General features: G+C 74.8%; 14 protein-coding genes and 1 tRNA gene. 11 read left to right on the top strand and 4 right to left on the bottom strand.

All coding sequences use genetic code 11. The features are described from left to right. The first annotated feature begins 66 nt into the window (after window positions 1–66). The 3 genes from RF644_RS11975 (at window position 67) to RF644_RS11965 (ending at window position 3,105) form a co-directional block, all read left to right on the top strand. Window positions 67–1,074 (top strand): polyprenyl synthetase family protein, encoded by a 1,008-nt coding sequence (locus RF644_RS11975; RefSeq protein WP_368796741.1) that lies wholly within the window; start codon window positions 67–69, stop codon window positions 1,072–1,074. Window positions 1,075–1,183: 109 nt separating this feature from the next. Next, window positions 1,184–2,959, top strand: a complete 1,776-nt coding sequence (locus tag RF644_RS11970; RefSeq protein ID WP_017832444.1) for a sodium-dependent transporter — start codon at window positions 1,184–1,186, stop codon at window positions 2,957–2,959. Further along, window positions 2,956–3,105 (top strand): methionine/alanine import family NSS transporter small subunit, encoded by a 150-nt coding sequence (locus RF644_RS11965; RefSeq protein ID WP_017832443.1) that lies wholly within the window; start codon window positions 2,956–2,958, stop codon window positions 3,103–3,105. Before RF644_RS11970 ends, RF644_RS11965 begins: the two co-directional genes overlap by 4 nt. Before the next feature lie 77 nt (window positions 3,106–3,182). Here the strand turns inward: RF644_RS11965 and rarD are convergent, their stop codons facing one another. Both rarD and RF644_RS11955 read right to left on the bottom strand, forming a co-directional pair. Next, complete coding sequence (rarD, locus tag RF644_RS11960) at window positions 3,183–4,115, bottom strand: EamA family transporter RarD (RefSeq protein ID WP_109268142.1); 933 nt, start codon at window positions 4,113–4,115, stop codon at window positions 3,183–3,185. A gap of 21 nt (window positions 4,116–4,136) precedes the next feature. Next, on the bottom strand, window positions 4,137–5,408 hold the full coding sequence (locus RF644_RS11955) for a DUF6882 domain-containing protein (protein WP_017832441.1): 1,272 nt from the start codon (window positions 5,406–5,408) through the stop codon (window positions 4,137–4,139). Between the two features lie 227 nt (window positions 5,409–5,635). On the opposite strand from RF644_RS11955, the gene RF644_RS11950 reads away from it, so the two are divergent. Further along, window positions 5,636–7,027 (top strand): SseB family protein, encoded by a 1,392-nt coding sequence (locus RF644_RS11950; RefSeq protein ID WP_368796669.1) that lies wholly within the window; start codon window positions 5,636–5,638, stop codon window positions 7,025–7,027. 13 nt (window positions 7,028–7,040) lie between these two features. On the opposite strand, the gene RF644_RS11945 is transcribed toward RF644_RS11950, so the two are convergent. Beyond that, entirely contained in the window at window positions 7,041–7,559 is a 519-nt protein-coding gene (locus RF644_RS11945) for a Fur family transcriptional regulator (RefSeq protein WP_368796668.1), read from the bottom strand. 260 nt (window positions 7,560–7,819) lie between these two features. On the opposite strand from RF644_RS11945, the gene RF644_RS11940 reads away from it, so the two are divergent. The 3 genes from RF644_RS11940 (at window position 7,820) to htpX (ending at window position 12,758) form a co-directional block, all read left to right on the top strand. After that, window positions 7,820–9,781: a zf-HC2 domain-containing protein gene (locus RF644_RS11940; protein ID WP_368796667.1), complete on the top strand. Its 1,962-nt coding sequence runs from the start codon at window positions 7,820–7,822 to the stop codon at window positions 9,779–9,781. Window positions 9,782–10,070: 289 nt separating this feature from the next. After that, a complete protein-coding gene (locus tag RF644_RS11935) occupies window positions 10,071–11,723 on the top strand; it encodes a zf-HC2 domain-containing protein (protein WP_368796666.1) in 1,653 nt (550 codons plus the stop codon). Window positions 11,724–11,873: 150 nt separating this feature from the next. Beyond that, complete coding sequence (htpX, locus tag RF644_RS11930; protein ID WP_017832436.1) at window positions 11,874–12,758, top strand: zinc metalloprotease HtpX; 885 nt, start codon at window positions 11,874–11,876, stop codon at window positions 12,756–12,758. 94 nt (window positions 12,759–12,852) lie between these two features. Here the strand turns inward: htpX and RF644_RS11925 are convergent, their stop codons facing one another. Beyond that, a complete protein-coding gene (locus RF644_RS11925; RefSeq protein ID WP_017832435.1) occupies window positions 12,853–13,344 on the bottom strand; it encodes a YajQ family cyclic di-GMP-binding protein in 492 nt (163 codons plus the stop codon). A gap of 138 nt (window positions 13,345–13,482) precedes the next feature. On the opposite strand from RF644_RS11925, the gene RF644_RS11920 reads away from it, so the two are divergent. The 4 genes from RF644_RS11920 to RF644_RS11905 all read left to right on the top strand — a co-directional run bounded on the left by RF644_RS11920 (window position 13,483) and on the right by RF644_RS11905 (window position 15,916). Further along, window positions 13,483–13,803, top strand: a complete 321-nt coding sequence (locus RF644_RS11920) for a hypothetical protein (protein ID WP_017832434.1) — start codon at window positions 13,483–13,485, stop codon at window positions 13,801–13,803. A gap of 106 nt (window positions 13,804–13,909) precedes the next feature. Then, window positions 13,910–13,991: transfer RNA gene (locus tag RF644_RS11915), tRNA-Tyr, on the top strand. 471 nt (window positions 13,992–14,462) lie between these two features. Then, entirely contained in the window at window positions 14,463–15,146 is a 684-nt protein-coding gene (locus RF644_RS11910; RefSeq protein WP_368796665.1) for a hypothetical protein, read from the top strand. Between the two features lie 86 nt (window positions 15,147–15,232). After that, window positions 15,233–15,916 (top strand): sortase, encoded by a 684-nt coding sequence (locus RF644_RS11905; RefSeq protein WP_368796664.1) that lies wholly within the window; start codon window positions 15,233–15,235, stop codon window positions 15,914–15,916. The last annotated feature ends 42 nt before the right edge of the window (window positions 15,917–15,958 follow it).

Below are 15,958 nucleotides of genomic sequence, written 5' to 3'. Positions count from 1 at the left end.
TGGACCGTGACTGAATCCTCCTCCCCGAGCGCCGACGGCCCCGCCGCAGGTCTCGGCACCGATCAGGTGAAGCTGCCCGCCGGCTTCGACCTCATCGCGTCCGACGACCGGCTGGGCCCGGTCGTGCTCGGGTCCCTGGCCCGGATCGAGGAGCGGCTCGACGAGGCGGTGCGCAGCGCCGACCACCTGGCCGACGTCACCTCCCGCCACCTGCTCCAGGCCGGGGGCAAGCGCGTGCGGCCCCTGCTGACCGTGCTGGCCGGGGAGATCGGCGGCGGCATCAACGACGCCGTCCTCGAGTCCGCGGCCGTCGTGGAGCTCACGCACCTGGCGACCCTCTACCACGACGACGTCATGGACTCCGCGCCGCTGCGCCGCGGCGTCGCGACCGCGCAGACCGTATGGGGCAACTCGGTGGCCATCCTCACCGGCGACCTCATCTTCGCCCGCGCCTCCTCGATGGTCTCCGAGCTCGGCCAGCGGGCCCTCAAGATCCAGGCGGACACGTTCGAGCGGCTCGTGCTCGGCCAGCTGCACGAGACGGTCGGCCCCCGCGAGGGGCAGGACCCGCTGGAGCACTACCTCGACGTCCTCTCGGGCAAGACCGGCTCCCTCATCGCGGCGTGCGGACACTTCGGCGCGGTCCTGGCCGGGGCCGACCAGGACGTCGTGGACGTCATGGTCGAGTACGGGGAGAAGGTCGGCATCGCCTTCCAGCTCGCCGACGACGTGATCGACGTGACCGGCGAGGACGAGGTCTCCGGGAAGTCCCCCGGCACCGACCTGCGCGAGGGGGTGCCCACCCTGCCGGTGCTCATCCTGCGCCGGATGGCGGGCGAGGGCGACGCCGAGGCGGTGCACGCCCTCGAGCACCTCGACTCCGACCTCACCTCGGACGAGGCCCTGGCCCGGGCGGTGACCGCCGTCTCGGGGCACCGGGCCACCGAGGAGGCGTGGCGGATCGCCCGGCAGTGGGCCGACGAGGCCATTGCGTCGCTGGAGCCGCTGCCGGACACGGTGGCCAAGCGCGCGCTCGTGGCGTTCGCGCACGCCGTCGTCCACCGCGAGGCCTGAGCAAGCTCTGCACCGTGCGTCCCGGGCCGTGGCGCCGGGTGTGGTTCCCGCGGTCCCACGGGCTAGCCTGTAGCCGTCCGCAGACCACTTCCCGCACCCGAGGACGACCATGACCCCTCAGTCCCCACCCGGCCGTGCCGCCGCGCCACGCGAGGCGTTCTCCAGCCGCACCGTCTTCATCCTGGCCGCGATCGGCTCCGCCGTCGGCCTCGGCAACATCTGGCGCTTCCCCTACATCGCCTACGAGAACGGCGGCGGGGCGTTCCTGATCCCGTACCTCGTCGCGCTGCTCACGGCCGGTCTGCCGCTGCTGATGCTCGAGTACGGCATCGGCCACCGCTTCCGCGCCTCCGCGCCGCTGGCCTACCGCCGCCTGCACCCCAAGACCGAGTGGATCGGCTGGTGGCAGATGGGCATCAGCTTCGTGATCGCCGTGTACTACGCCGTCATCCTCGGCTGGGCGATGCTCTACACGTTCTTCTCGTTCAGCAAGGCCTGGGGCGAGGACCCCGGCACGTTCTTCCTCGCGGACGTCCTGCAGACCTCCGACGAGGTGACCGTCGCGTTCGACTTCGTCCCCAGCGTCCTGGGCACCACCGCCGTGGCCTGGGTGGCGCTGCTGGTGGTCCTGCTGCTGGGCGTGCAGAAGGGCATCGGCCGGGTCAACCTCGTGCTCATCCCGCTGCTGGTGCTGATGTTCCTCGTGATCGTCGTCATCGCCCTGACGTTGCCCGGTGCAACGGACGGCCTGAACGCGCTGTTCACCCCGGACTGGGCCGCACTGGGCAACAGCGCCGTGTGGGTCGCCGCCTACGGCCAGATCTTCTTCTCGCTCTCGGTCGGCTTCGGCATCATGATCACCTACTCGTCCTACCTCAAGCCCAAGACGGACCTCACCAGCTCCGGTCTCGTGGTGGGCTTCGGCAACTCCAGCTTCGAGATCCTCGCCGGCATCGGCGTCTTCGCGGCACTGGGCTTCATGGCCGGGGTCGCCGGGGTGGGCGTCGACGAGGTCGCCACCTCGGGCATCGGCCTCGCGTTCATCGCGTTCCCGACGATCATCTCCCAGGCGCCCCTCGGCACCCTCATCGGGGTGCTGTTCTTCGCGTCGCTGACCTTCGCCGGGTTCACCTCGCTCGTGTCCATCGTCGAGGTCGTCGTCGCGGCGGTCCAGGACAAGCTCGGCCTGCGCCGGCGCACCGCCGTGGTGGCTGTCGTGGTGCCCATGGCGCTGATCTCCCTGGCCCTGTTCACGACCACCACGGGGCTGAACCTGCTCGACGTCACGGACAACTTCGTCAACCAGTTCGGCATCGTCGCCGCGGCACTCGTGTCCGTGATGCTCCTGACGGCCGGCTTCTCCGCGCTGCCGACCCTGCGGGACCACCTCAACTCGGTGTCCTCCTTCAAGCTGGGGCGCACCTGGATGGTCGTGGCCGGCGGGCTCACCCCGATCGTGCTGGGCTACATCCTCATCGACACGCTCACCACCACCGTGGCGGAGGGCTACGGCGAGATGCCCACCTGGTTCGTCAACACGTTCGGCTGGGGCATGGCGCTCGGGCTCATCGTGATCGCCTACGTGCTCTCGAAGCTCCCGTGGCCAGGAGCCTCCCGGGCGAACGAGCTCAGCCCGTCCCCCGCGATCCTGGACGCCTTCACGGACCGGAACCGGATGGAGGGGGACCGGCACCTCTCCCACTGGTCGGACACCGCCCTGCGCACCCCGGCCCTCGACCAGGACTTCTCCTACCGCGCCCTCGCCGAGGGCACGGCCGGGTCCACGGGCCGGCACGCGGAGGCCCCCGCCGCGGGGACCGGCACGGCGCCCTGGAGCTCCGGCACCACGTCCAGCACCACCGGATCCCAGGAGGACCCCCGATGACCACTCCCGCCATCATCATGCTCATCGTGGCCGTGTGCACGGTGTGGGGCGGCTTCATCGCCGCCGTGCTCCACCTGCGGCGCACCCCCGAGGTCCCGGACAACGACCAGGGCTTCGGCGGCGACGACTACGTCCGCACCACCTGACCCCGTCCCGCACCCCCGGGACCAGCAGGAGGGCTCCCGGCGCCGCGCGGCGCCGGGAGCCCTCCTGCGCGTGGTGCTCAGGCGCGGCGCGCCCGCGGGGCGCGCACCGCGTCCAGCACGAGGAGCAGCACCGCGAGCCACACGAAGCAGAAGCTGACCCAGCGCTCCAGGGGCATCTGCTCGCCGAACACGAGCACGGCCAGCAGGAACTGCCCGATGGGCGCCACGTACTGGATCATGCCCACGGTGCTCAGCGGCAGGCGGGTCGCGGCGACCCCGAACAGGATCAGCGGCACGGCCGTGATCACGCCCGAGGACAGCATCAGCAGGAGGTGGCCGGTGCCCTCGCTGCCCAGGGTCAGCCTGCCGTCCGCCCCGAGCAGCGCCACGACGATCGCGGCCACCGGGGTCAGCGCCATCGTCTCCACGGTCAGCGTCACGATCGCCGGGTAGGACCCGCCCATCCGGTTCTTCACGAGGCCGTAGAAGCCGAAGGAGAAGGCCAGGCCCAGCGAGAGCCACGGCACCCGCCCGTAGAAGACGGCCATGACCACGACCGCCACGAACCCGATCCCCACGGCCGTCCACTGCAGGGCCCGCATCCGCTCCCGCAGCACCAGCACGCCGAGCAGGATGGCCACGAGGGGGTTGATGAAGTAGCCGAGGGAGGCCTCCAGGGTGTTCCCCGTGGTCGTGGCGACCGTGTAGAGCCACCAGTTGGCCCCGATCAGCAGGCCGGCCACGGCCAGGGTCCCGAGGGTGCGCGGAGCGCGCAGCGCCCGGCCCAGGGGGTGCAGCTGCCCGGTGAGCGCCAGCAGCGCCAGGCAGAAGACCAGGGAGAAGAGCACGCGCATCGCCACGATCTCCACCGGCGTGGCCGGCTCCAGGGCCACGAAGTACAGCGGGAGCAGGCCCCAGATCCCGTAGGCGGCGAATCCGGAGAGCACACCGGCCCGGGTCCTCGACTGCTCGTCGGGATCCGGGCCGGGTGCGGTGTTGTAGGCGGTCACGCTCGAGGGTACCGCCGGGGGTCAGAGGCCGAAGAATCGGCTGAAGAAGCCCTTCTTCCGCTCGCCCTGCTCCTCCTCGGCGGTCTCCTCGCCCTCCACCACGGGCTCCGTCCCGGCGCTGCCCGGGACACCGGGGCCGGCCACGACCTCGCGCTCGACCTCGCGCTCCACCTGCGGCTCCGCGGCGGGCTCCCGGTGCTGCGCGGCGGCGGGCTCGGGCACCTCCTCGCGGGCCGGGCGGACGGGCTCGGGGCCGGGCACCACCGTGGTGCTCACGCGGCCCGGGCGCACCTCCCGGTCCGAGGGCTCCTGGTCGAACGGGAGGTCGGCCTCGGCGGCACCGGCGTGCGCGGCGGCCGGCTCCTCGGCCGGCCGGGGCTCCTCGGCCGGCTCGGGCCGGACGTGCTCCGTCTCGACGAAGTCGGGCACCTCGATCGGCTCGGGCTGCTCCCGGGGTGCCTCCTCGGGCACCGGGGTCTCCGCGGGAGCCGCCGGGGCCGCGGCGCGGTGCGGCTCGGCCTCCTGCCGGGCGGCCGTGGCCTCGGCGGCGGCACGGTCCTCGCGCAGGGTGGCGGCGCGCTCCTGGGCGTCCGCGGCCAGGTCCACCAGGATCTCGGGGCCCACGGACGGCTCGGCGGGCTCGACACCGGAGATCTGGTGGTCGTCGAACCAGAACCGCTGCGCGCCGTCCCGCACGGTCACCACGCACGTGGCCTCGGTGTCCCACTCGATGTGGGCGCCGCGCAGCTTGGCGTAGGAGTCCACGGCGAGGTTGTGGTCCACCGCGGTGTCCGTGGTCAGCGCCTCGGCGATGACCCGCATCATCCGCTCCACGGTGAGCTCGGGGAGCTCGAACTCGGGTCCGTCCAGCAGCAGCCACGCGGTGACGCCGCCGCCCGCTCCCGCGGGGTAGTGCGCGTACACGCCCGTCACGGCCTTGGCCGCCAGCGTCAGCCGGCGGGCGAGGCCCTCCGCCACGGGCAGCTCGTCGGTGGACAGCTCGTCCACGCCCAGCCGCTCCCCGGCCTCGCGGGCCTGGACCGCGGCGGAGACCACCGCGGCCGGGAAGTGGCCCAGCTCCTGCCAGGACCAGATCCAGGAGCCGCGGGAGGCGGACTCGGTGCCCAGCAGATAGGGCGTCAGGGTCACGGGGGGCTCGGTCTGCAGGGTGAACGCCGGCGCGGAGAAGTCGACGTCCCACCCGGCGCCCTGGGTCAGCTCGGCCAGCCTGGCCTGGTACTCGGTGGAGATGAAGATCGACTCGTCGATCAGTTCCTGCAGCGTTTTCGTCATGCGTCCAGGCTAGCAACCCTCGCGGGTGCGGGAGCGTCACGGCGGGCGCCGCCCGGTGCGTCGGCGGGGGCGCCGGACGGCCGCTCCGCCCGCGGCGGCCGGGGACCGCTTGGGTAGGGTGGGGCGAGACCTCTGGGGCCCCGCAGGTGCCGCGCCCGGCCCCGCGCCCGTCCCGTGACCACCACGATCCGAGCAGGCCCCCTCGCGGGCCGGGAACGAGCCACCGCATGAGCGAGACCCCCGACACCCCGACCCCCGGGCCGGCCCGGCAGGAGCTGCTGAACACGATCGGCTCGTGGGTGCTCTCCGTGCTGCGCACGGAGCCGGGATGGGACCGGATGGTCGTGGACCTCAAGGTCCAGGGCGGGCGCGTGCACCTGCGCGTGCGCGAGCAGCGGGGCGACGAGGTGGTGCCCGGCACCGCCGGGCCCATCAAGGAGGACAGCGCCGTCATCCCCGCCGTCGAGCAGCTGCGGGAGAACGTCCACGTCCCGGGGCGCGGGACGTGGTTCACGGCCACGGTCGTGATCCTCGCCGAGGGCTGGCCCGAGCCGACCCACCGGATCGGAGGGACCTACGACCTCGACGGCGAGCCCCGCCAGTGGGGGACCGAGGGGCCGTTCACGGCCCAGGACGTCCTGGCGCACCTCGAGCGCTTCCCCCGCACCCGCGCCCGGATCCCCGCGTGGGCCCTCGAGCTCGCCCGGCGGGACGGTGTCGAGCTGCCCGTCCTCGCCCCGGGCGCCGAGCAGCAGGCCGACCCCGAGGGAGTCGTCAACCCCCTCGTGCGGGCGGCCGTCGACCGGTTCGTGAGCGCCCCCGACAACAAGGCGATGATCGAGGTCGTCCGGCAGTGCATGGCGGGCTCCCTGCTGCTGGACGTCACGGCCAGCGACCTCGTGGCGGGCCCGGGCGGGGAGGCCGTGGGCCCGGAGTCCACCCTGCGCGTCCAGACCCTGGGGGAGCCGGACGGCACGCGGTCCCTCGCCGCCTACACCTCGGCGGCGGAGGCCCAGGCCATGTTCGACCGCCACCACCCGGACGGCGGCAAGCCCGTGCTGCTGCGCGAGTCCGCCGTGAAGGTCCTGAAAATGCTCGCCGACGACCCGCAGCACGACCACCTGGTCATCGACCCGGCCCACCGCGGCTGCCGGATCAGCCGCCCCCAGGTGGAGTGGGCGATGCGGGCGCCGCGCAACGACGCCGTGAAGGCCGCGATGCTCGAGAACAACATGTCGCAGCTGCTCGCCGGGCTCCTGGCCCCGGACGCGGTGCTGCTGCTCGGCGCGCGCGTGCAGGACGGGCGCGCCGTGCCCGTCTACGCGAAGCCGCAGGAGGAGGGCACCGCGCCGGACACCCTCCTGCTGTTCACGTCCGCGCCCGAGGTCGCCGTGCTGGACACCACCCTGGAGGTCCGCTCCGCGCCGGCCCGCCAGGCGCTGCGCTTCGCCCTCGACGCCGGGGCGCGGAAGGTCAGCATCAACGCGCACCCCCCGGTGGCCACGCTGACCGCCGACCAGCTCCGGGAGCTCCTGGCCCTCGTGGAGAAGGAGCCGGGGCAGGCAGGGGGCGCCGAGGCCGGGCCGGCTCCGGCCGGGGACGGCACCGGGCGGAGCTGAGCCCCGGCGGGCGTCAGCCCCTGGCGGGGAGGGGCTGCTCCGCGGAGGGCTGCTCCGGGGCGGCCTGCGCGGGGGAGGCCCCGGCCGTGAGGCAGTCGGCGCAGATGCCCTGATAGACGACGTCGGCGGTGAGCAGCTGCATGCTGTGGTGCTCGGAGGGCGTGAGGCACGGGGCGTGGCCGACGGAGCAGTCGACGTCGGCCACCGTTCCGCAGCGCACGCAGTACGCGTGGTGGTGGTTGTCGCCGGTGCGGGTCTCGTACCGGGCCGGGGAGGCGGGCGGCTCGAACTTGCGGAGCATGCCGACGGTCGTGAGGTCGGAGAGGACCACGTAGACGGACTGCAGGGTGATCGCCGGCAGCGCCGTGCGGACGTCCGCGAGGACCTCGTCGGCGGTGGAGTGCGGGCGGCGGTCCACCGCGTCGAGGACGGCCAGCCGCTGCTTGGTGACCCGGCGGCCGTGGGAGCGCAACAGGTCCGACCACGCGGCGGCCCGGGCGGTGTCCGGTGCGGGGCGTTCCGTTGTCTGCATCCTTCTACCGTAGCGTTATCACGATGGACTCACAATAGCGGGACGCATCCGCCCCGCCCGTGTCCGCCATGGTCGATCCCTCGTGACAGTTCTGGTCGCACCGGCGGGCACCGGCTTTCACCCGCCTCTGACCTGCGCTTACGATGTGCGCGGGGGATGGGGGTCCGGCACCGTCGTCGTGGCGTGCGCGCCCGCGGGTCGGACGGGACGTTCCCGGAGCTCTTTCTTCCCGAACGACCGCGACCACCACGGAGACAGACATGACGCGTCCTGCCCACGCCCGTCCGAACGGCCCCGCCGGCGACCCGGAGGCGCTCCGTGACGACGTCCTCCTCGACGCCGCCCACTCCGGGGACGCCGACGCCTTCGGGGTGCTGCGGGAGCGGTACCACGGCACGGCCCTCGCTGTGGCGCGGTCGCGGACCGGCAGCACGGAGGAGGCGGAGGGCGTCGCCGCGGCGGCTCTCGGGCGGATCGAGCAGATCGTCGGCGAGGGCGGCGGACCCCGCGCCTTCCTCGGCGCCTTCGTCGTGTGGATGGTCGGACGGGAGGCCGACGGCGGCACGCGGCCGGTCGCGCTGCCGGACGATCCCGCCGACCCCGCGTCCCTGGTCCGGGTCTTCAGCGGCCTGCCCGCCGAGTGGCAGGGCTTCCTCTGGCGCACCGAGGTGCTGGGCCAGAGCGCCCGCCGTGCCTCGGCGGCGCTGGGGCTCGGCGCGGTCGCGGCCGCCGGTCTGCACCGTGACATGGTCCGGGGTCTCCGCGGGCTCTACGGCCAGGCCGCGACGGACCGGGCGGCGGGACCGGCCTGCGCGGAGTTCTCCGCCGAGCTGCCCCACTTCGTCCGGGGCACCCGCGGGCAGCGGAGCCGGCGGGACGTCAAGGCGCACCTGGACGGGTGCGCCCGCTGCACCGCCGAGTACCTGGGCCGACAGGACATCGGGACGGGCCTGCGCACGTGGACGCTGCCCGTCCTGGCCGGCCTGCCGCTGTGGGGCACCGAGTCCCTCGAGCTCACCAACCTCATCGCCGCCGCCGGCGCGGGGACCGGTGCGGTCGCCGGAGCAGGGGCCGCAGCGGGCGCCGCCGCGGCCGGTGCGGGAGCCCCGGCCGGTGCTGGTGCCGCAGCCGGTGCCGCCGCAGGGGTCGCCGCCGTCGGCGCGGGGGCCTCCCGTGCCCGTCCGGAGGATGCGCCGGGAACCTCGCCGTGGTCGAGCCGCAGGACGAAGGTCCTCCTGGGCGCCGGGGCCCTGGCGACCGCCGTGGCGGTCGCCGCGGTGGGCGTGTCCGGCGGGGGCGACCCGGTCCCGGCCGCCGACAGCCTCGCCGCCGAGCGGGCGCCGCGCACCGCCGAGGACCTGGAGAAGCCGCGCGCGGACGGTTCTGCGGCCGGAGCGGAGCAGGAGGACGACGACGAGTCCGGTGTCGGGGTCTCCGCGGCGGAGCGCGACGGCAGCCCGTCCGGGTCGGACGAGGCTACGGCCGGGCAGGCGCCGGGCGACGCCCCGGCCGGCGTGTCCCAGGACGGTGCCGGGCCGGAGGCCGCGGCCCTCGTGGCCGACGCCGACCGCGGCGATGACGACCTGTCCGGTGCCGGCCGCAGCGGTGACGACGCGGGCGCTGCGGCGGCCGCCGGCGGCGTGCCGGGACCGTCCGGGGACGAGGGTGCCACCCCGCCGCGCTCCGGTGCGGAGCGGCCGGCGTCCGTGCCGGGCGGGGCCCGCGCCCCGGAGACCGGGACGCCCGGCGCGGCGTCGGGCGATGGAGCCGCAGCTGCCCGGGACGGGTCGTCCGGGGACGCGCCGAGGAGCGCGCCGCCGGCCCGCAGGGCCGACGCCCCCACGACCGCTCCCGCACCGGCGCGGGAGGCGGGCACCCCCTCGCCCGTCCCGTCGGTGCTGACCCCGCAGCCGGTCGTGGACGCGAGCCCCGCGCCGTTCAAGGCGCCGGCGCCCCCGGCCCGGACGGCCGGACCGCCCAGCGACCCCACGGGCTCGGACGCCGCTCCCGGACGCCGGCACGCGCAGCAGGGGGCCGGCGCTCCCGGGGTGCGGTACGCCGAGCGCGGGCCCCGACACCGCGGCACGAGCTGGGACGAGGACGGGTCCCGGGAGCGGAAGCACTCGGGGCGCCACGGCCGCGAGCACCAGCGGGGGTCGGACGGGGCGCCCGGCCGCTCTGGCGGCCACGCCGACCAGGGGAAGGGCCGCCCCCACCGCTGAGCGCCCCGCCCCGCCCGCCCCTCCCTGGGCACTGGCGTCGCCCGGCGACCCCGCGGCTCCCGGCGGCCCTGTGTTACGAACGGGAACGGCTCGTGACAGGAGCGGCGTGCCGCGCTCCGCCGGGGCGCTCTACCATGGGCTCGGGGGACCGGGGGGTCCACAGTTCTGGAACCGCGCGCCGTCGGCGTGCGCCGTCATCGTCTTCGCCGGGGGCACGGCCCTGCGGCACCGCTCCCGGGTCGCCCGCACCGCAAGGTGACCGAGCGTTCCCGAGACCGACGGAGACCCCATGACGCGCACGACCGAGCCGCTCGCCCAGGGGCGCACCCCGCGCACCGACGAGGAGCTGCTCGCCGCGGTGCGGGCGCAGCAGCCCGACGCCTTCCCGGACCTGCGGGACCGGCACTGGCACACCGCCGTGGTCGTGGCCCGGCTCCACACGCCGAGCCGCCAGGACGCGGAGCAGCTGGCGGGCACGGCCTTCGACCAGGTCCTCGCGGAGCTCGGCGAGGAGACGCAGGACGAGGACGGGCCGGGGGTCTTCCTGCGGGCACGGCTGGTCGCCGTCGTGGGCCGGGCCGGCGTGGAGCGGGAGAGCGCGGCCGGGACGGTCACCGGCATCTATCTCGGCCTTCCCGCCTCGTGGCAGGCCGTGCTGTGGCACCTGGAGGTCGAGGCCCTCGGGCTCGAGCGGACGGCCGCGGTGCTCGGGCTGAGCCCGGCCGCCACCACCGCGCTGCACCTCGAGGCGCGCGCCGGGCTGCGGGCCGCCTACCGCCGGGCCAGGCAGGACCTGCCGACCCTCCCCGGGTGCGCGGACTGCGCGGCCGACCTCGGATCCTTCGCCGACGGCGGCCTGTCCGCCGAGCGGACGGAGGCCGTGCAGGACCACCTCGACGAGTGCCCGCGCTGCACCGCCGACCACCTGTATCTGCAGGACACCGAAGCAGGCCTGCGCGGCTGGCTGCTGCCCGTGCTCGCCGGGGTGCCGCTGTGGGACGTCCGGACCGACGAGCTCGTGGAGCTGGCCCGGGCCGCGGGACGGATGAGCGCCGGACGACTCGGCGCGGCCCCGGGCACCGACGTGGCCGGCGGGGCCCTCGCCGCCGTCCACGTCACCCGACGGGGCCGGAAGGTGCTGCTCGGCGCCGGGGCCCTGGCGGCCGCGGCGGCGCTGGCCGGGATCGCCGTGACCGGCTCCGGCGGTCCCGGCGACGGGACGACACAGGCCACGGGGCGCCTCGGCGGCTCCGGCGCGACGGGCCCCTCCGCGCCGGCGGCCTCCGCACCCGCGGCCTCCGCCGGGGACGACGGCGCGGCCACCATGGCCCGCGGCGCCGGTGCAGCGGTGCCCGGTGGTGCCGGCGGGGTGCTGTCGCTGCCGACCTCCGAGCCGTCCCCCGGCCCCCTGACCGAGGCCGCGGCCGAGGCACGGACCGCCGGGGCGGGCGGCGGAACGATCACCACCGCGGCCACGGCGGACGGACCGGCCGCCGGCGCAAGGGAGGCCGCCGCCGATGCCGGCGCGTCGACCGGCCGTCGCACCGAGGCGGCCCCCTCCACCCGGGGGAGCGTCCAGGACGACGGCCGAGCGCCCCGGCCCGCGGCCGACGACGGCGGCAGCCCGGCCGGGGACGCCCCTGTCGAGCAGCCCCCGGCCGCCGGGCCGACCGAGCCCAGGACGCCGGTGACCGAGAGCCCGGGCACCGAGCCCCCCGCGGAGGAGGTCCCTGCCCCAGAGACCCCTGCCCCGGAGTCCCCGGGCGCGGAACAGCCCCCGGCCGAGACCCCGGCTCCGGTGAACCCCGAGGCCCCGGCGTCGGAGCCCCCGGCGACGGTGCCTCCGGCCGAGGAGCTCCCGTCGACCGGAGCAACCGGGCCGGGGACCCCGTCCTCGGAGCCCGGTGCCGGCGGTGCCACTCCTCCCACCCCCGGCGGGTGACCGCGGCGATCCCTCCGGCGCCCGGCGACGAGGACGCCCGGAGCCGGCTGGGAGATCCCTGGGCGTAGCCCGGCCCGGGAAGACCGGCGCCGCCGGCGCCGTTGTGCCCAACGGAAGACCCCCGTTCCCGATGAAGGAGCCGCACCCGCGATGCACAGCCACAACAACGGGCTCAAGACCGTCCTGCTGCTCGGCGGCCTGTGGGCGGTGCTGCTGGCCATCGGGTGGGTCGTGGCGAGCGGGACGGGCAGCAGCGTCTTCATCTGGGTCTTCGCGCTGATCGGCCTGGCGTCCACGGCGTACAGCTACTGGAACAGCGACAAGCTCGCCCTGCGCTCCATGCGCGCCATCCCGATCACGGAGCAGCAGGCGCCGGGCTACTACCGCATCGTGCGGGAGCTGTCGCAGCGGGCGAACCAGCCGATGCCCCGTCTGTTCATCGCGCCGACGATGAGCCCCAACGCCTTCGCCACCGGGCGGAACCCGGAGAACTCGGCGGTGTGCGTGACCGAGGGCATCCTCCAGCTGCTCGACGAGCGCGAGCTGCGGGGCGTGCTGGGCCACGAGCTGATGCACGTCTACAACCGGGACATCCTCACGTCCTCGATCGCCGCGGCCGTGGCCGGCATCATCACCTCGGCCGCGCAGTTCCTCCAGTTCTCGGCCATCTTCGGCGGGGGGCGGGGTGGGGACCGCGGCAACCCCCTCGTGGGGCTGCTCCTGGCCTTCCTGGCGCCGCTCGCCGCGACCGTCATCCAGCTCGCGGTCTCCCGCACCCGCGAGTACGACGCCGACGAGGACGGCGCGCAGCTCACGGGCGATCCGCTCGCGCTGGCATCGGCCCTGCGCAAGATCGAGATGGGCACGAACGCCCGGCCGCTGAACCCCGCCGACCAGAAGCTCGTCAACACCTCGCACCTGATGATCGCCAACCCGTTCCGCGGCGGCGGCGCCTCCAGCCTGTTCCGGACCCACCCGCCGACCGCTGACCGTGTGGCCCGGCTCGAGGGCATGGCGGGGATCGGCCGCCGCTGACCCCGCCCGCCGACGACGGAGCCGCCCACCTCGCGAGGCGGGCGGCTCCGTCGTCGCACGGGGGAGCGGCGCGAGCCGCGCCCCCGTGACGAGCTCAGCGGTAGTTGATGAACTGCAGGTCCACCTCGAGATCCGAGCCCTTGAGCAGCGTGATGACGTCCTGGAGATCGTCGCGGGACTTCGACGACACCCGCAGCTCGTCGCCCTGGATGGTGGCCTTGACGCCCTTGGGGCCCTCGTCGCGGATGAGCTTGGTGATCTTCTTCGCCTGGTCCTGGGCGATGCCCTCCTTCACGGAGGCCTCGATCCGGTACTCCTTGCCGGAGGCGAAGGGCTCCCCGGCGTCGAGGGACTTCAGGGAGATGCCGCGCTTGACCAGCTTCGACTGGAAGACGTCGAGGACGGCGTTGACGCGCTCCTCGGAGTTCGCCTTCATGAGGATCTTCTCGCCGGAGAAGTCGATCTCGGCGCCCACGCCCTTGAAGTCGTAGCGCTGCGCGATCTCCTTCTGGGCCTGGTTCAGGGCGTTGGACACCTCCTGCTTGTCGACCTTGCTGACGACGTCGAACGAGGAATCGCTGGCCATGCTGCCTCCTGGGCTGGGACGGTGGACGGGCGGCGTGCGGCCCGCAGGACTGTGTCCCAGCCTACCGGGGAGGGCCCCGTCACCGTTTCGTGACCTGCGCCCAAGGATCCGTCCAGGTCGGTCTCCCAGGATGGCGGCATGAGCACATCCGAGGGTCACGACGACGTGACGCCCGGCCCGGGGCGGACCCGGCGCGGAAGCGCCGTGGCGGCCACCGCGCTGGCGGCGGTCCTGCTGATGGGCATCGGGCTGGGACCGGCGGCCGCGACCGCCGACGGGACGGCGCCGCCGGCCCGACCGGGCACGGGGGCCTCGGCCACCGAACGGCTCGACCCCCAGGCGGCGCAGCGGCTGATCGGCGTCGCCGAGGACCTCGCGGACGCCGTGACCCACGGCGAGATCACCGCGGAGCAGGCGGAGAAGTTCCTCCAGCAGGTGTGCGAGCGGCTCGCCGCCTGAGCCGTCCCCGGCAATTTCGCATCGCGCCGGATCTTCTGTACTGTTGAACTGCTCCCGCACGCGGGGGCGGCCACCACCGGTCCGGAAGGGCCGGCGGGAGCACCCCGGCAGATTACCCGAGCGGCCAAAGGGGGCTGACTGTAAATCAGCTGGCAATGCCTACGGGGGTTCGAATCCCTCATCTGCCACGAGTTCCACCACGAAGGCCCCGGTCCGCGGACCGGGGCCTTCGTCGTCCCCGGCCACGGCGGGGTCACCACGTCCCCCGCCGCCGGGACGCCCCCGCCGCCCCCGGCCGCCAGGAGAGCGCCGAGGCGGTGCCCGGGCGGGTGCCGGAGGCCCCCCGGCCCGCGCGGAATTCCGCGCCCGAGTCCCCTGATCCGGGGACACGCCGAAGGCGCCGCCGCGCCGTTCCAGCCTTAACAATTGCTAAGAACATGAATATCCTTGTAGCTTGAGGCGACAGCATCATCCGGCCACGTGCCAGCACTCCCCGAGCCGGCACGTCGGGACCCCCTACTCCGGATGACCAGCAGCACGACCGACCCCGCAGCGCTCCCGCCGGTGTGCCACGCCGAGGACGCTGGGAAGGACTGTGCCGCGCGCTGGTACCCCAGGGGCAGGCCCGGGGTTCTGAATGATTGAGGAGACAGACCGATATGACTGCTGTGAAGAAGTGGGTGGCCGCGGGTTCGTCGGCTGCTGTCCTGGCCGGAGGCCTGTTCCTGGGCGCCCCCGCCGCCCACGCCGACACCTGTGTGGCCCCCGCCGCCAGCACCGCGGTGACCAACCTGGTCACCGCCGCCGACCACCTCTACGACGCGGGCACGCACTTCAACTCCCTCGTCACCGACCAGGCGGTCCTGGGCCAGCTCCAGACCCAGCAGGCCGTGCTGGAGGACGCCGTCGTGAACGACGCCACCATGGACCGGGCGCAGGCCGCCTGGACCGAGATCCTGCGCCTGCAGGAGTCCTACGCCGCCTCGAGCAGCGATCCTGCCGTGGCCGAGGCCTACGCGGCGAGCTCCGCCGCCGCGGCCGGCTTCCGGACCGCCGCCGTGGACGCCCGCGCCCAGGGCGAGGTCTTCATGGAGGACGGCGCCGATCTCGTGGCGCTCTTCCAGGGCAACTGCGACGTCCTGGGCGTCGGGGGCGACTCCGACGACTGGAACGACTCGGAGGACGGGGCCGGCACCGGCACCGACTCCGGCGTGAACCAGGGCATCAACATGCAGACCGCCGAGGAGGGCGGGCTCAGCACCGGCGTGCTGGCCGGCCTGCTGGCCGCCGGTGCGGCCGTGTCCGGGGCCGTGGCCTTCCGGGTGCGCCGCGCACGCGCCTGATCCCGAACCGCTGACCGCCCTGGTGCCGCGCTCGCGCGGCACCAGGGCGCAGCCATTTCCCGCGCCGACCCCCGGAGGACCAGAGCATGGACGCACCCGAGCAGCAGACCGCGCCGCGCCGTCGTGCGGGCACGCGCTGGGCCGCCGTCGGCGGTCTCGGCGCCGTGGCCGCCCTGTCCGCGGTCCTGCTGACGGACCCGTGGGGCGCGGAGGACACCGGCTCCCCGGCCGCGACGGCGACCGCCCCGGTGGAGGCCGTCTCGGCGGCGCCCCCCACCGCGGCGCCCACGGGCACCCCCTCGGCCGCGGCCACCTCCGACCGGCCGGCGGCGGCGGCCCCCGTGCGGCTGACCGTCGAGGACGCCCGGTTCGACGTGACCGTCCTGCCGCTGACGCCGAATGAGCAGGAGCTGGCCACGGAGCTGCTGGTCCCGCCGGACACCCTGGACGGCTACTGGCTCACCCCGTACGGCATGCCGGGCGAGGGGTCGGAGAACACCACGTACATCACCGGCCACAGCTGGGAGGACCGGGACGCCCCGTTCAACCGGCTGAGCGATCCCGGGCTCGTGGGCAGCGAGATCGAGCTGGAGACCGGGTCCGGGACCCTGGAGTACGTGGTGGACTCGGTGGTCACCCACGACAAGAACACCCTGAAGGACAGCGACATCTGGCGCATCGTCCCGGACCGGCTGGTCATCGTCAGCTGCTACACCGAGGACCTCTGGGGGAAGAACGTGGTGCTCACGGCGTCCCCGGCGCCGGCCTGAGCCGGAGTCCCCGGCCCCGAGCGCCGGGTCCCGTCACCGGGG

The organism is Kocuria sp. CPCC 205258, from assembly GCF_040981005.1.
GTDB classification, from domain to species: Bacteria; Actinomycetota; Actinomycetes; order Actinomycetales; family Micrococcaceae; genus Kocuria; species Kocuria rosea.
This window is presented reverse-complemented; position numbering and strand designations above follow the sequence as displayed.

What these genes read in the sequence shown, in the direction of transcription:
- RF644_RS11965 (WP_017832443.1), top strand. Translation starts at nt 2,956, where the DNA reads ATGACCACTCCCGCCATCATCATGCTCATCGTGGCCGTGTGCACGGTG.
- RF644_RS11935 (WP_368796666.1), top strand. Translation starts at nt 10,071, where the DNA reads ATGACGCGCACGACCGAGCCGCTCGCCCAGGGGCGCACCCCGCGCACC.
- RF644_RS11950 (WP_368796669.1), top strand. Translation starts at nt 5,636, where the DNA reads ATGAGCGAGACCCCCGACACCCCGACCCCCGGGCCGGCCCGGCAGGAG.
- RF644_RS11955 (WP_017832441.1), bottom strand. Translation starts at nt 5,408, where the DNA reads ATGACGAAAACGCTGCAGGAACTGATCGACGAGTCGATCTTCATCTCC.
- RF644_RS11910 (WP_368796665.1), top strand. Translation starts at nt 14,463, where the DNA reads ATGACTGCTGTGAAGAAGTGGGTGGCCGCGGGTTCGTCGGCTGCTGTC.
- RF644_RS11905 (WP_368796664.1), top strand. Translation starts at nt 15,233, where the DNA reads ATGGACGCACCCGAGCAGCAGACCGCGCCGCGCCGTCGTGCGGGCACG.
- RF644_RS11940 (WP_368796667.1), top strand. Translation starts at nt 7,820, where the DNA reads ATGACGCGTCCTGCCCACGCCCGTCCGAACGGCCCCGCCGGCGACCCG.
- htpX (WP_017832436.1), top strand. Translation starts at nt 11,874, where the DNA reads ATGCACAGCCACAACAACGGGCTCAAGACCGTCCTGCTGCTCGGCGGC.
- RF644_RS11970 (WP_017832444.1), top strand. Translation starts at nt 1,184, where the DNA reads ATGACCCCTCAGTCCCCACCCGGCCGTGCCGCCGCGCCACGCGAGGCG.
- RF644_RS11945 (WP_368796668.1), bottom strand. Translation starts at nt 7,559, where the DNA reads ATGCAGACAACGGAACGCCCCGCACCGGACACCGCCCGGGCCGCCGCG.
- RF644_RS11920 (WP_017832434.1), top strand. Translation starts at nt 13,483, where the DNA reads ATGAGCACATCCGAGGGTCACGACGACGTGACGCCCGGCCCGGGGCGG.
- RF644_RS11925 (WP_017832435.1), bottom strand. Translation starts at nt 13,344, where the DNA reads ATGGCCAGCGATTCCTCGTTCGACGTCGTCAGCAAGGTCGACAAGCAG.